We start from the raw sequence: 14,455 nt of genomic DNA on the forward strand, positions 1-14,455 counted from the left end.
CCATCGGTGGAAACTATTGATTTCAGGTATACAATCGCGGCAATTCACGATTAAGGACAAAAGCAATGACTAAGCATTATGACTACATCGCCATCGGCGGCGGCAGCGGCGGCATCGCCTCCATCAACCGTGCGGCCATGTACGGCCAGAAGTGCGCGCTGATTGAAGCCAAAGCGCTGGGCGGCACCTGCGTGAACGTGGGTTGTGTACCGAAGAAAGTGATGTGGCATGCGGCGCAGATCCGTGAGGCTATCCATATGTATGGCCCGGACTACGGCTTTGACACCACCATCAACCGCTTCGACTGGGAAAAACTGATCGCCAGCCGTACCGCCTACATCGACCGCATTCACACCTCGTACGACAACGTGCTGGGTAAAAATAACGTTGACGTTATCCACGGTTTCGCCCGCTTTGTGGACGCGAAAACGATCGAAGTGAACGGCGAGACGATCACCGCCGATCACATCCTGATCGCCACCGGCGGTCGTCCGAGCCACCCGAACATCCCGGGCGTGGAATACGGCATCGACTCCAACGGTTTCTTCGAACTGCCTGCCCTGCCAAAACGCGTTGCCGTTGTTGGCGCGGGTTACATTGCGGTGGAACTGGCCGGCGTGATTAACGGCCTGGGCGCAGAAGCGCACCTGTTCGTACGTAAACACGCGCCGCTGCGCAGCTTTGACCCGCTGATTGTCGATACGCTGGTTGAAGTGATGAACACCGAAGGCCCGACCCTGCACACCAACGCCGTGCCAAAAGCGGTGGTGAAAAACGCGGACGGCAGCTTGACGCTTGAGCTGGAAGATGGCCGCAGCCAGACCGTCGATTGCCTGATCTGGGCGATTGGCCGTGAACCTGCGAACGATAACTTCAACCTGGGCGTGACGGGCGTAAAAACCGACGAAAAAGGCTATATCGTCGTCGATAAATTCCAGAACACCAGCGTACCGGGCATTTATGCGGTCGGCGACAACACCGGCGCGGTTGAGCTGACGCCGGTCGCCGTTGCGGCGGGTCGTCGTCTCTCCGAGCGCCTGTTCAACAACAAGCCGGACGAGCATCTGGACTACAGCAACATCCCGACCGTGGTTTTCAGCCACCCGCCAATCGGCACCGTCGGCTTAACCGAGCCGCAGGCGCGTGAGCAGTACGGCGACGACCAGGTGAAAGTGTATAAATCGGCATTTACCGCGATGTACACCGCCGTCACCTCACACCGTCAGCCGTGCCGCATGAAGCTGGTCTGCGTCGGTCCGGAAGAGAAGATTGTCGGTATCCACGGCATCGGTTTTGGTATGGACGAGATCCTGCAGGGCTTCGCCGTGGCGCTGAAGATGGGCGCAACCAAGAAAGACTTCGACAACACGGTGGCCATCCACCCGACGGCCGCGGAAGAGTTTGTTACTATGCGTTAATCCTGATGCCCCTCTCCTGAGGGGCATTTTTTTAACATTCATAAATCGTTGCAAAACGAATGCTCCGAAAATAGTGATCTACCGCACATTTCCCTCCCCATCTACCGAAGCGAATGTCTACGCTTATAAGACGCCCGGATAAACCTGTCTTTTGAACACACAACCGGAGGTCCCTATCACCATGTTCAACCAGAAACTACAGGCTACCGAGAACATCGAGTTCGAGATTGCAGAAGAGCTGCGCTACGAGACCGATCCCTGCGAGTTGAAACTGGATGAAATGATTGAGGCGGAGCCGGAACCCGAAATGATCGAGGGGCTACCCGCCTCCGATGCGTTGACGCCCGCAGACCGCTATCTTGAACTGTTCGAGCATGTGCAGTCGACGCGGCTGTTTGCGGACAGTAAAACCTTCCCCGACTGCGCGCCGAAGATGGATCCGTTAGATATCCTGATCCGCTACCGCAAGGTCAGACGCCACCGGGATTTCGACCTGCGCCAGTTTGTGGAGAACCACTTCTGGATGCCGGAAACGTACGGCACAGAATATGTCTCCGACCCGGGACTCTCCCTGAAAGAGCACATTGATAACCTGTGGCCGGTGCTGACGCGCGAGCCGCAGGATCATATTCCCTGGTCTTCCCTGCTGGCGCTGCCGCAGGCCTATATCGTCCCCGGCGGGCGCTTCAGCGAGACCTACTACTGGGATTCTTATTTCTCCATGCTGGGGCTGGCGGAGAGCGGCCGTAACGATCTGCTCAAATGTATGGCGGACAACTTCGCCTGGCTGATTGAACGCTACGGGCATATCCCCAACGGCAACCGCACCTATTATCTCAGCCGCTCACAGCCGCCGGTCTTTGCGCTGATGGTGGAGCTGTTTGAGGAGGACGGCGTGCGAGGTGCGAAACGCTATCTTGATCACCTCAAAATGGAGTACGCCTTCTGGATGGACGGTGCGGAGTCGCTGCTGCTTAATCAGGCATACCGCAGCGCCGTGCGCATGCCGGACGGTTCACTGCTCAACCGCTACTGGGATGACCGCGATACCCCGCGCGACGAATCGTGGATTGAGGACGTGGAAACCGCGCGCCACTCGGGCCGTCCGCCAAACGAGGTGTATCGCGACCTGCGCGCGGGTGCGGCGTCCGGCTGGGATTACTCGTCCCGCTGGCTGCGCGATCCGTCGCGGCTCGCCAGCATCCGCACGACGCAGTTCATCCCCATCGATCTGAACGCCTTCCTGTTCAAACTGGAAAGCGCTATTGCCAACATCTCGGCGTCGAAAGGAGATAAAGAAACGGCAGAGGCGTTCCGCCAGAAAGCCAACGATCGCCGCGCGGCGGTGAACCGCTATCTGTGGGACGAGGAGAGCGGCTGCTACCGCGATTACGACTGGCGACGCGAAGAGCTGGCGCTGTTTTCTGCCGCCAGCATTGTGCCGCTGTATGTTGGAATGGCGACGCACGAGCAGGCAGAACGTTTGTCTGATGCGGTCAAATCGCGGCTGCTGACCCCGGGTGGAATTCTGGCCACCGAGTACGAAACCGGCGAGCAGTGGGATAAACCCAACGGCTGGGCGCCGCTGCAGTGGATGGCGATTCAGGGGTTCAAGCAGTACGGCAACGACTCGCTGGGCGATGAGATCGCCTGGAGCTGGCTGCATACGGTGAACCATTTTTATAAGACGCATCACAAGCTGATTGAGAAGTACCACATCGCCAGCAGTACGCCGCGCGAAGGTGGCGGGGGTGAGTATCCGCTGCAGGACGGTTTCGGCTGGACGAACGGCGTGGTGCGGCGGCTGATTGGGCTATATGGGGAACCTTAAGCAGGGTGCGGTCTGGTGCCCTCACCCCGATCCTCTCCCACAGGGAGAGGGAAAAGAGATCAGCGAATCACCTCATAAATGGCAGTCTGAATGGACTGCCATTTTTTCGTGGTGGCATCCGGCTGCGACTGCGCGCGGCGTGTGGCCATGTCGAGATCGTGCTGCTGGCGTTTCACCACCGCAGGAACGGTGCAGAAAGCTTTGAGATACTCTTTACGTACCGAGGTCAGAGACTCGCCGTTCGACATGGCGTGGCTGAGCGTGTTGATGAAGCGACGGCACGGCTTCTCTTCCACCATGTTCTGCCGGTAGCGTAACATCAGCTCCAGCACATCGTCATAGCCTGCCGACATCGCCTCTTCGGTCCAGGAGAGCTTCCAGTCCATGCCGCCCTGCAAAAACAGCAGGGTCACGCGGGTATCGTTGCGGTTAATGGCCGAGCGGAAATTATTCTCGTCCCAGGTGACCCCCATGCGCGTGAGCGTTTCGCGCGAAGAAGGCGTCTCGCGCATTTCCTGCGGAGAAGCCGCTTCAGCCGCGCTGGCGGTTGCAGGCTGCGGTTTGCTGCTGGTCACCAGCCAGAAGCCCCCCGCCACGATAGCAATCACCATGACGCCAACCGCCCCCCATAGCGCACCGGAAATGAGCTGCTCGCGTTGTTCGGGGGTACGCGGCGCGCGCTGGGTCGGCTTTTCAATGGTGTCACGGACTTCAAACAGATCCCCACCGGTGACCCGATCCATTTTCTGCGCCTTTTCCCAGAAGGTATGCAATTCGCTGGCATCTACCGCCATGAATCCGGCCGGATTGACGCGCGTTCTCCCCTCTTCAAACGCGCGCTGAACGGGCCGCGCGATCTGCGCATAGTAGTTATCCAGCAGCTGGATTTGCGCCGAGCTTAACGTTTTTTGAACGGTGATGCTGTTGCGGATTTGCCGAATGTCATCGAGGAAGGTTTGCAGCGTTTTGCGCGGTTCAACCAGCAGCGTCAGCATGGACGGGTCGCTGAACAGCGAAGCGTAATAGCGGCTGAACTCTTTTTTATCCACCAGCATCTGCGCCAGTTCACTGAACATCATGCCGCTGAGGACATCATTGATCTCGCCAAGCTTCAGCCAGCGCCGCACGCGGTCAGCGTTAAACAGGGTCTTGAGATGGTTGTTCAGCCGCACCTGATCGGGCCAGGCCTGCTGGATGAGCCCTTTAATCATCAGCTCAATCGCGCGTACCTGCTTGTGCGCCTGCTGCTGCTGGAGTTCGCTTCCCGGTGCCAGGTCAGTGCTGTAGGTCAACAGCGGCTGCTGCAGGCGAAGATGCTCCAGAGCGGTCACAAACCGCATCGCCGCAATAAGCTGGTTTTCACTCACATCCTGTCCGCTTTCATACTGCGGAACGCGCTGCTGCAGCAGGCGCAGCTGGAGCGTAAATTCCGACATCTCGGCATCATTCAGGTTGAGTTTTTTCGCAACGGCTCCCCAGCCGCCCAGAGCTAATCGCGCGCTGTCGAGTTGTTCCAGGAACCAGCGTGGATCTTTGCCCTCAGAAGCATGTACATTCAGAAGGAGTAAAATTTCCACCGACGCATGGCGAATGACCGCCAGACAGTGTTCAAACTGTTCGCGAATATGATGTGATGTGCTGAGAGTCATTGTTTTCCTTAAGCGACAACGAAGACATCCGGAATGGGCACGAAACGCCCTTTATTCTTTTTATTTATACGCGGTTAACCATACCTGACTTTCTGTTGAAATAAAGTGACAACCCTAAAATGATTTAAAATGTTTCAGGAGAATCTGAATGCCGGTTTTAATTACCTCTCGCCTGACCTGTTCGCCCCTGCAGGAACAAGACTGGCCCTTTTTTCTGACGCTACAGCAGCACCCGGACGTGATGCGCTTTGTGGCGGAAGACCGTCCCGTCGCGGCGATCCGCGAGGCGTTTGATTCGCGCCTGGCCCCATGGGCACCGGGCAGCGCCCACTGGCTTTGTCTCGTCGTACGTGACACCGCCTCACAGGCCCCGCTGGGCGTTACCGGGTATATTCAGCGGGAGGAGGACTGCGCAGAAGTGGGCTTCCTTTTCGCGCCCGAGGCGCAGGGGAAAGGTTACGGCTTTGAATCCCTGAAAATGCTTTGCGATTACGCTTTTCATCAGGGCGGTATACGGCGACTCACCGCCACCGTCACCGCGGGAAATGTCGCGTCAAGACGCCTGCTGGAAAAAGCCCGCTTTCGTCTGGAAGGTGAATTACGCGAGAGCTATTACCTTGCGGGGCGCTGGCAAAATGACTGGCTATTTGGTTTATTACAGCAGGAATACCTGAATAATAATTCCTGACCAACCGCTTTTTAGCAGATATTTCCCGGACGTCGTTTCCTCTTTAATGTCACTATTTAGAGGAAACGAATATCAAACGTCATTCGCTGAAAATATTCTCAGCGGCCGCTGCGTTAATAAAAAAACATCCGGGCCTTTCTCTGGAGAAATATCGTGATGAAAATGGGTTATCGGCTATGGCTGCCTGCGTTCTTTATCACTGTCAGTATGCAGACACATCCATACTAAGGGTTTCCTTAAGGGGCTCCTTCCCCCTAAGCCCGTGTATCACAGGAACATACCGCCTGATACTTCAATACGTTGCGCATTCATCCAGCCCAGCTTATCGCTGAGCAGTGCCGCAACGGCATCGCCAATATCGTCCGGCAGCCCCACCCGTCCCAGCGCCGTCTGCGAGGCCAGAAGCTGATTCAGCTCCGTGTTGTCGCGCACGCGTCCGCCGCCAAAGTCAGTTTCTATCGCGCCCGGCGCAATAATATTGACGGAAATTCCGCGCGCGCCCAGTTCTTTCGCCTGATAACGCGTCAGCACTTCCATCGCCCCCTTCATGGCCGCGTAGGTCCCTGAGCCCGGCTGGGTAAAACGGGCCAGCCCGCTGGAGACGTTGAGGATCCGTCCCCCGTCGTTAAGCAGCGGAAGCAGGCGCTGGGTCAGGAAGAAAGGTCCTTTGAAATGAATGTTCAGCGCTTCATCAAACTGAGCCTCCGTCGTGTCGGCATAGGGCGCGTATAAACCCGTTCCGGCATTGTTCAATAAATAGTCAAAGGTTTCGCGCTGCCAGACGGTCTTAAGGGTTTCCTGAAGCTGTCGGGCAAAATGATCAAAACTCGTGATATCACCGACGTTGAGCTGTAATGCCGCTGCGTTGACGCCTTTTTGCTGAATTTCATGCACAACATCCAGCGCTTCCTGCTGGCTACGGTTGTATGTCAGGACAATTCCCGTGCCGTCTGCCGCCAGCTTTAACGCAGCGTTTTTGCCCAGACCACGGCTACCACCCGTCACTAATGCGATACGTTCACTCATCATAAACCTCGTTTTGGCTGTTAAGGAGATTGAGAAAGAGCTTATTAGGTGATAGAAAATCAATAAAGATGGGTTAAAACGCTTCACTGTTTCACCAGAAACAACAATGAGCTTCCTCTATGGATAAAATTCACGCAATGCAGCTGTTCGTCCGCGTCGCGGAACTGGAAAGTTTTTCCCGCGCGGCCGAAACATTAACCCTGCCGAAAGGCAGCGTCTCGCGGCAAATTCAGGCCCTGGAAAACCGGCTTGGCACCCAGCTATTGCACCGCACCACGCGCCGCGTCAGCCTGACGCAGGACGGCATGGTCTATTACGAACGGGCGAAAGATCTGCTGGCAAACCTTGATGAACTCGACGGTATGTTTCAGCACGATCCCTCCAGCATCAGCGGTCGGCTCCGCGTGGATATGCCCGTCGGCGTTGCTCGAAATTTAGTCATCCCCAAACTGCCTGCTTTTCTGCAGCACTATCCGGGCATTGAACTCGAGCTCAGCAGCAGCGATCGTCTGGTGGATGTGATCCGCGAAGGTTTTGATTGCGTGGTGCGCGTCGGCACTTTGAAGGATTCAGGGCTGATTGCCCGTCCGCTGGGCAAGCTGTCGGTGATTAACTGCGCCAGCCCGGACTATCTGGCGCGATTTGGCTATCCGGAAACCCTGGACGATTTAGGCTCGCACGCCGTGATCCACTACGCCGCGATGCTGGGAACCCGCCCGCAGGGCTTTGAGTTTTATAACGGCAGTGCGACGCAGTGGATAAAAACAGGCGGGGTGTTAACCGTCAACAGCACGGAAACTTACCAGGCTGCCTGTCTCGCCGGGCTGGGCATTATTCAGGTTCCGCGGGTTGGGGTGCGCGATTTACTGCGCGCGAAGAAACTGATTGAGATCCTCCCGCAATACCGGGCCGAAGCGATGCCCGTCTCCCTGATTTACCCTCACCGCCGCAACCTCTCCCGCCGGGTCCATCTGTTCATGGAGTGGCTTACCGAACTCACAAAAGCTTACGTGGACTAGCCGCAAGCTATAATTCAAAAACACATCCAGCTCAACGAAAAGGAAAATGCGCGTGACGCCGGAAAACAACCCGCAACGACCCACCCAACATTTAGAGTATGAGCCCGTCAAAAAGATGGTAACCGGGCCCGAAGAGGCCAAAACGCCAGGCACCGCCAGCAAAGCGCTGGGGACCGTCACCGGCATCGCCGCGAGAATTCAGCAGTTTCCCATGATTGCGCACCTGATACGCGCCACAGAACGGTTTAATGACCGCATGGGGAACCAGTTTGGTGCCGCCATCACCTATTTTTCCTTCCTGTCGATGATCCCAATCCTGATGGTGTCGTTTGCGGCAGCCGGTTTTGTGCTCGCGTCGCACCCGACGCTGCTGCAGGATATATTCAATAAAATCCTGAATAACGTCAGTGACCCGACCCTTGCCAGCACCCTCAAGAGCACCATCAATACCGCCGTTCAGCAGCGTACCACCGTGGGTATCGTCGGTTTGCTGATTGCGCTTTACTCCGGCGTTAACTGGATGGGCAACCTGCGCGAGGCCATCCGCGCCCAGTCGCGCGACGTCTGGGAGCGTAAGCCGCAGGACGAGGAGAAAATCTGGGTGAAGTATCTCCGCGATTTTGTTTCGCTGATTGGCCTGCTCGTCGCGCTGATCGTGACGCTTTCCATTACCTCCGTGGCGGGCTCGGCGCAGCAGATGATCATCTCCGCGCTCTACCTTGATTACATCGAATGGCTGAAGCCCGCCTGGCGCGGCATTGGGCTGGCCATTTCCATCTTTGCCAACTACCTGCTGTTCTTCTGGATCTTCTGGCGCTTGCCCCGCCATCGTCCGCGCAAGAAGGCGCTGATTCGCGGCACGTTGATTGCGGCGATCGGCTTTGAGGTGATCAAAATCGTGATGACCTACACGCTGCCGTCGCTGGTGAAATCCCCTTCTGGCGCGGCGTTTGGCTCGGTGCTGGGACTGATGGCCTTCTTCTACTTTTTCGCGCGCCTGACCCTGTTCTGCGCGGCATGGATTGCCACCGCCGAGTACAAAGGCGACACGCGAATGCCCGGTAAAACGCACCGCTAGCCCCGCTCTCGGGCTGAAATTTCAGCCCGATTCATCATTTCAGCATATAAATCCAGTCCGTAACTTTTATTTAACCGAAAATCAGTTTAATTGACTAATATTTAAAATCTGTGAAGCATTTCATAGACGTGTTTTCGCTGGACTGAAAATTATCCGCTTTTTGTTGCTTTTATCACCAGCGCGCGGCTTTGTTACAGATTGAAATGTCGCTTTTGCTGTGCGTAATATGGCCTTTCGTTCGACAAAAATAAGAAAATATTATGCAAGCAACAGCCACCACACTCGACTCAGGAACGGAAAACGTTCCGGTAAACTCGCGCAATAAAGTTGTCGTCGCCTCGCTGATTGGCACCGCCATTGAGTTCTTCGACTTTTATATTTATGCCACCGCCGCGGTCATCGTCTTCCCGCATATTTTCTTCCCGCAGGGCGATCCGACGGCGGCCACGCTGCAGTCTCTGGCGACCTTTGCCATCGCGTTTGTTGCGCGTCCAATTGGCTCTGCGCTGTTTGGACACTTTGGCGATCGCATTGGCCGAAAAGTCACCCTGGTGGCCTCGCTGCTGACGATGGGCATCTCCACCGTAGCCATCGGTCTGCTGCCGACCTATGAAACCATCGGCATTCTGGCGCCGGTCCTGCTGGCGCTGGCGCGTTTTGGTCAGGGTCTGGGGCTGGGCGGTGAATGGGGCGGCGCGGCGCTGCTGGCCACCGAGAACGCCCCGGCGCGCAAGCGCGCGCTGTACGGTTCATTCCCGCAGCTGGGCGCGCCGATTGGCTTCTTCTTTGCCAACGGGACGTTCCTGCTGCTCTCGTGGCTGCTGACGGATGAACAGTTCATGAGCTGGGGCTGGCGTCTCCCGTTTATTTTCTCAGCCGTGCTGGTGCTGATTGGCCTGTATGTGCGTGTTTCGCTGCATGAGACTCCTGTTTTTGCGAAAGTGGCCGCGGCGAACAAGCAGGTGAAAGTGCCGCTGGGTACGCTGCTGACCAAACACGTCCGCGTGACCGTACTGGGAACGTTCATCATGCTGGCAACCTATACGCTGTTCTACATTATGACCGTCTATTCCATGACGTTCAGTACCGCCGCCGCGCCGGTTGGCCTGGGGCTGCCGCGTAACGAAGTGCTGTGGATGCTGATGATGGCGGTGATCGGGTTTGGCGTGATGGTTCCGATTGCGGGTCTGCTTGCGGATAAATTCGGTCGTCGTGCAAGCATGATTACAATCACCACGCTCATCATGCTGTTTGCTCTGTTCGTCTTTCCGCCGCTGCTGGGTTCAGGTAGCCCGGCGCTGGTGATGGCCTATCTGCTGATTGGCCTGAGCCTGATGGGGCTGACCTTCGGCCCGATGGGCGCGCTGCTGCCCGAGCTGTTCCCGACGGAAGTGCGTTATACCGGCGCGTCGTTCTCCTACAACGTTGCCTCTATTCTGGGCGCGTCCGTTGCGCCGTATATCGCCACCTGGCTGCAGGCGAACTATGGTCTGTTCTATGTGGGGGTCTATCTGGCGGCCATGGCGGCGCTGACGCTGATTGCGCTGCTGCTGACGCACGAGACTAAGCACCAGGCTCTGTAATTCACTGCGGCCTGATGCCCTCACCCCGGCCCTCTCCCACAGGGAGAGGGAGAAAGGGAGCTACTTCTTCATCTGCGACAAAATAGTCCGGCACTGATTCGCTTCGCCCTCAGACGGCGAAATCAACGCCAGCAGCGCTGCGGCCGGGGTAACCAGTGTCGCCAGGGCCGCAGCCACCGCACCGCGCGCAATCAGCGGTCCGGGCTTCACGCCCGCCTGCGGGTTTTTGAAGGTTCCGCGCACGTAAAGCGGCGAGCGCAGGGTGATGATGCGGATCCCCTTACTTTCCGGGTCAATCGTCAGATCAAGCTGCTCCGAGGCCATGCTGGCGGTCCCGGTCACGTTAATCACCGCGTTTTCCGTGTCGAAGGCAAATATCTGCGGACGCGCCACGCCGTTAACCAGATCCAGATTGGCCGCCGCGCAGTTTACCCGCACCTCGTCATCACCGAAGATTTGCCCGATGACGTAGTTACCGACGTTCAGCCCCAGGATCTCCATCAGGTTTCGGCTCACCAGCCCGTCGTTCATCAGCAGCTTCAGGTTACCATTGCCGCTGCCCAGCAGCGCCGCCACCGAGTTCCCCACGCCGCGAATGTCGGCATCACCGTTCATTTCACCGAGGGTTTTCTGCATCAGTTCTACGTTCGGCATCAGCTCTTTCAGCTTCAATCGACGCGCCTGGATCTCCGCTCTTCCCTGCATCGGCTTTTTATCACCTTCCAGATGAATATTCGAGGAAATCGTCCCGCCCGCCATGCCAAATTTCAGCGGCTGCAGGCGCAGATCGGCGTTTTTGAGGAGGATATGGGTCGAAAGATTGCTGATCGGCAGCGTACTGCCATGTTCAATTTTTCCGCCTTTGAAGCGCACATCCGCATCCATCACGTCCCATTTGTCGGTTTCGAAGCGATCGTATGGCAGCACTTTGCCGGCAGGCTGAACATCCTTTTTGACCTCTTTCGACTTGGTCCCTTTACCCGAGTCCACGCCAATTAGCGGGCCCAGGTCGGCCAGACGCAGCTGACGGGACTCAACATCCCCTTCCAGTTTCGGGCGCGGTTTTCCGGTGGTGTAGGTCAGCGTGCCGTGAATATCACTGTCGCCGATGCGTCCGTTGAAATCCCGGTAGTCAAAAACGGACGATTTTTCGGTGTCGATTTTGGCAACCAGATGCCCGTCCGTTTCGAACGGCGGGGTATCCGGCAGCAGCACGCCGGTCAGTTCATACAGCTCGCCCAGCGAATCGCCGGCAAATTTAAGCTGAAGGTCGACGCCGCCCATATTCATCGGCTCGTTGACCGTGCCAACGAACGCCACGCGGGTGTTACCGGAACGGAAGTCCGCCTGAACCGGGAACGGCGTGCCTTCGCTCCGCAGCGCCAGCATGCCGCCAATTTTCCCTTTACCGCTGAGAGGCCGATCGTTGTAGCGTCCTTTTGCCGTCAGGCCGAAGACATAGTCACCCACGCTTGCCGCGTCGCCTTTTGCTTTCGTGCCCGTGACCTCGCTAAACGGTAGCGGTTTGCCCAGCGGATCGACGAGGATCTCCACATCCGCCTTGCTGACCTTATCGTCGATGGCGATCCGTCCGCGATCGAAAAGAATATTGTCGAGACGGAATGACCAGGAGGAAGGCTGGGCATTCGGATCTTTTTCGCTGTCGCTGGCAAGGTTAAACGTCCAGTTATTGTTTTTTTCTGAAAGTCGGATCAGACGCGCATCGGGCTGCTGAAGTTTGATCCACGGCAGATAGACCGTTTTGGTGAGGAGCGCCAGCGGAGCCAGCGTGGCTTCAACGCGCGGCAGGTGGATCATGGTGACGTCCGGGATATCCGGCGGGTTGCCGAGAATGATGTCGTCGGCATGGACGTGTGGCCAGGGGATCCAGCTTCGCCAGCCAGGCTCCTCTTTCTGACGCTCCCACACCACCCCTAAATCACCGCGTATGGCGAAGGGGCGGTTCAGTTCGGTTGAGACTTTCTGGTTGATGGTCGGCTTGAGACGGTTCCAGTCAAACGTCGCAATAATGATGGCGACGACCACGATCAACAACAAGAAAATCCCTGCTGTCCAGGAGATTACCCTGGTTGTTCTCGTCATTTTTATCCCCTTTCCTGATGACCTGTCCTGTAAAACTATAGTCCAGACAAAGGGAAGCGGGCTTATCAGAGGGTCGTTATAACGCTATCGAGGCGATCCATGGGTACCGGGCGGGAGAGATAATAGCCTTGCGCCGCCGCTGCGGGGGAGTTTTGCACATCACGCCACTCTTCCAGTGTTTCCACACCTTCAACAATCACGCCCTGGCAATAGCGGTTCATCAGCTGTAATAACAGCGTAAACAGATTCCGCCCTTCCGGGGTTTGACGCAGCATAATGAACAGGTCGCGGGCCACTTTGATGTAGTCGTAGCGCACTTCACTCAGGGCGGAGAAGTTCGCCATGCCGGTGCCAAAGTCATCCAGCCACAGCGGGCCGTATTCGCATATAGACGCAAAAGAGGAATCCTGCGGCAGGCGGACATGCTCCACCAGCTCAAAGCGCATCCACGGCAGGGTGGCGATCAGCTCCTGCAATTTTGCGTTCTGACGCAGCGCCAGCAGGGTTGGACCATCGACGTTTACTGAGGCGAGGATATCGTGCTGTTCGAAAAAAGGTTGCTTCGTCGCCAGCATACGAAGCTGCTCTTCCAGCACGTCCAGACGCTGGCGAACGGCAACTTCGGCAAAATAGCGATCCGGCGCGATGCGCTGAGTAGGGTTTGAGGGATGCGTAACGACGGTCAAAATTTCAATTGCCATCAGTCGACCATCTGTTCGGTAGATCGGCTGATAGGTGTACGCACGCTCACATTGCAGCCAGTAGCGATGCTCCTGCAAGTTCTCAATACTTGCCTCAGGCGTAGTGCTCAGCCGCTGGATAACCTGCTCTGACTTCATTTCAGATGTCCTGTTGTTGGGATAGCCTTTCTGGACTCGTCACAGGATTATCGGCGCGACAATTGAGAACTTTATGTTCAATTCACCGGGAAAATGAAATTAAGATGACAGAAATGCGCGGGAACACGCGCTGGTTCAAATAAAATAATGGAACGTTGTTTTAATATAGTTGACCGGTTAATTCACTCAGCGCACACTGCTGATAATTCTTCTGTTCAGGTTCACGACTATGTCCAAAAAAATTGCCGTGATTGGCGAATGCATGATTGAGCTGTCACAAAAAGGCGCGGAAGTCAGCCGCGGATTTGGTGGCGATACGTTAAACACGTCCGTTTATATTGCCCGTCAGGTTGCGCCTGACGCGCTTACCGTGAACTACGTGACCGCCCTGGGTACGGACAGCTTCAGCCAGCAAATGCTGGAGGCCTGGCAGAGTGAACATGTTGAAACGTCGCTGATTCAGCGTATGGAGAACCGCCTCCCTGGGCTTTATTACATCGAAACCGACAGCACCGGCGAACGCACGTTTTATTACTGGCGTAACGAAGCCGCGGCCAAATTCTGGCTGGAGAGCGACGCGGCAGCGGCCATCTGCGAAGAGCTGGCGACCTTTGATTACCTCTATCTGAGCGGGATTAGCCTGGCGATCCTGAGCCCTACCAGCCGTGAAAAGCTGCTCTCGCTGCTGCGAGAATGCCGTGCAAACGGCGGCAAGGTTATTTTCGATAACAACTACCGCCCGCGCCTGTGGGCCAGCCGCGAAGAGACGCAGCAGGTCTATCAGCAGATGCTGCAGTGCACCGACATCGCCTTCCTCACGCTCGACGATGAAGACGCCCTGTGGGGTGAGAAACCGGTAGAGGAGGTGATTGCACGCACGCAGGCGGCAGGCGTGAGCGAAGTGGTGATTAAGCGCGGGGCGGATTCATGCCTGGTTGCGGTGGCGGGTGAAGCGCTGGTTAACGTGCCGGCGGTGAAGCTTGCCAAAGAGAAAGTGATTGATACCACGGCGGCCGGAGATTCATTCAGCGCGGGCTATCTGGCAGTACGGCTGACGGGTGGAACGCCGGAAGCTGCGGCACAGCGTGGTCACCTGACGGCCAGCACGGTGATTCAGTATCGCGGGGCGATTATTCCGCGCGAGGCGATGCCTGTTTAAGTCAGGTGCGGGCTGATGCCCTCACCCTAACCCTCTCCCACAGGGAGAGGGAATGTCTACGC

11 protein-coding genes and 1 pseudogene are annotated in these 14,455 nt (G+C 56.7%); 8 read left to right on the forward strand and 4 right to left on the reverse strand.

The genetic code is table 11. The features are described 5' to 3' along the window. The first annotated feature begins 65 nt into the window (after window positions 1–65). Both gorA and ACOTZC_RS19995 read left to right on the forward strand, forming a co-directional pair. On the forward strand, window positions 66–1,418 hold the full coding sequence (gene gorA, locus ACOTZC_RS19990; protein ID WP_421635970.1) for a glutathione-disulfide reductase: 1,353 nt from the start codon (window positions 66–68) through the stop codon (window positions 1,416–1,418). 181 nt (window positions 1,419–1,599) lie between these two features. Beyond that, a complete protein-coding gene (locus ACOTZC_RS19995; RefSeq protein WP_045355923.1) occupies window positions 1,600–3,249 on the forward strand; it encodes an alpha,alpha-trehalase in 1,650 nt (549 codons plus the stop codon). 59 nt (window positions 3,250–3,308) lie between these two features. Here ACOTZC_RS19995 and ACOTZC_RS20000 read toward each other — a convergent pair whose 3' ends face one another. After that, a complete protein-coding gene (locus ACOTZC_RS20000; protein WP_023309577.1) occupies window positions 3,309–4,898 on the reverse strand; it encodes an STY4199 family HEPN domain-containing protein in 1,590 nt (529 codons plus the stop codon). Window positions 4,899–5,046: 148 nt separating this feature from the next. Here ACOTZC_RS20000 and ACOTZC_RS20005 point away from each other — a divergent pair, with 148 nt between their 5' ends. Further along, entirely contained in the window at window positions 5,047–5,586 is a 540-nt protein-coding gene (locus ACOTZC_RS20005; protein ID WP_248194477.1) for a GNAT family N-acetyltransferase, read from the forward strand. Window positions 5,587–5,657: 71 nt separating this feature from the next. After that, window positions 5,658–5,756 (forward strand): annotated as a pseudogene (locus ACOTZC_RS20010) (lysozyme); the annotation flags it as partial. Window positions 5,757–5,853: 97 nt separating this feature from the next. On the opposite strand, the gene ACOTZC_RS20015 reads toward ACOTZC_RS20010, so the two are convergent. Further along, the gene (locus ACOTZC_RS20015) at window positions 5,854–6,612 is read right to left on the reverse strand and encodes an SDR family NAD(P)-dependent oxidoreductase (protein WP_045404752.1); all 759 of its coding nucleotides are present in this window, start codon (window positions 6,610–6,612) and stop codon (window positions 5,854–5,856) included. A gap of 119 nt (window positions 6,613–6,731) precedes the next feature. Here ACOTZC_RS20015 and ACOTZC_RS20020 point away from each other — a divergent pair, with 119 nt between their 5' ends. The 3 genes from ACOTZC_RS20020 (at window position 6,732) to ACOTZC_RS20030 (ending at window position 10,292) form a co-directional block, all read left to right on the forward strand. Continuing rightward, window positions 6,732–7,631 carry a LysR family transcriptional regulator gene (locus ACOTZC_RS20020; protein WP_023309580.1) on the forward strand — a complete coding sequence of 300 codons (900 nt, stop codon included), beginning with the start codon at window positions 6,732–6,734 and terminating at the stop codon, window positions 7,629–7,631. 52 nt (window positions 7,632–7,683) lie between these two features. After that, window positions 7,684–8,709 (forward strand): inner membrane protein YhjD, encoded by a 1,026-nt coding sequence (gene yhjD / locus ACOTZC_RS20025; protein ID WP_126304175.1) that lies wholly within the window; start codon window positions 7,684–7,686, stop codon window positions 8,707–8,709. 260 nt (window positions 8,710–8,969) lie between these two features. After that, window positions 8,970–10,292 carry an MFS transporter gene (locus ACOTZC_RS20030; RefSeq protein ID WP_045404756.1) on the forward strand — a complete coding sequence of 441 codons (1,323 nt, stop codon included), beginning with the start codon at window positions 8,970–8,972 and terminating at the stop codon, window positions 10,290–10,292. Between the two features lie 60 nt (window positions 10,293–10,352). On the opposite strand, the gene ACOTZC_RS20035 is transcribed toward ACOTZC_RS20030, so the two are convergent. Together ACOTZC_RS20035 and pdeH are read right to left on the reverse strand one after the other, a co-directional pair. Continuing rightward, entirely contained in the window at window positions 10,353–12,395 is a 2,043-nt protein-coding gene (locus ACOTZC_RS20035) for an AsmA family protein (RefSeq protein ID WP_213751885.1), read from the reverse strand. A 65-nt stretch (window positions 12,396–12,460) separates the two neighbouring features. Further along, window positions 12,461–13,234: a cyclic-guanylate-specific phosphodiesterase gene (gene pdeH, locus ACOTZC_RS20040; protein WP_023309584.1), complete on the reverse strand. Its 774-nt coding sequence runs from the start codon at window positions 13,232–13,234 to the stop codon at window positions 12,461–12,463. Between the two features lie 229 nt (window positions 13,235–13,463). On the opposite strand from pdeH, the gene ACOTZC_RS20045 reads away from it, so the two are divergent. After that, window positions 13,464–14,393 (forward strand): sugar kinase, encoded by a 930-nt coding sequence (locus ACOTZC_RS20045; protein ID WP_045404761.1) that lies wholly within the window; start codon window positions 13,464–13,466, stop codon window positions 14,391–14,393. Window positions 14,394–14,455: the final 62 nt, after the last annotated feature.

This window comes from Enterobacter cloacae complex sp. SHL009 (genome assembly GCF_049237205.1).
In the GTDB taxonomy this organism is placed as follows: domain Bacteria; phylum Pseudomonadota; class Gammaproteobacteria; order Enterobacterales; family Enterobacteriaceae; genus Enterobacter; species Enterobacter cloacae_M.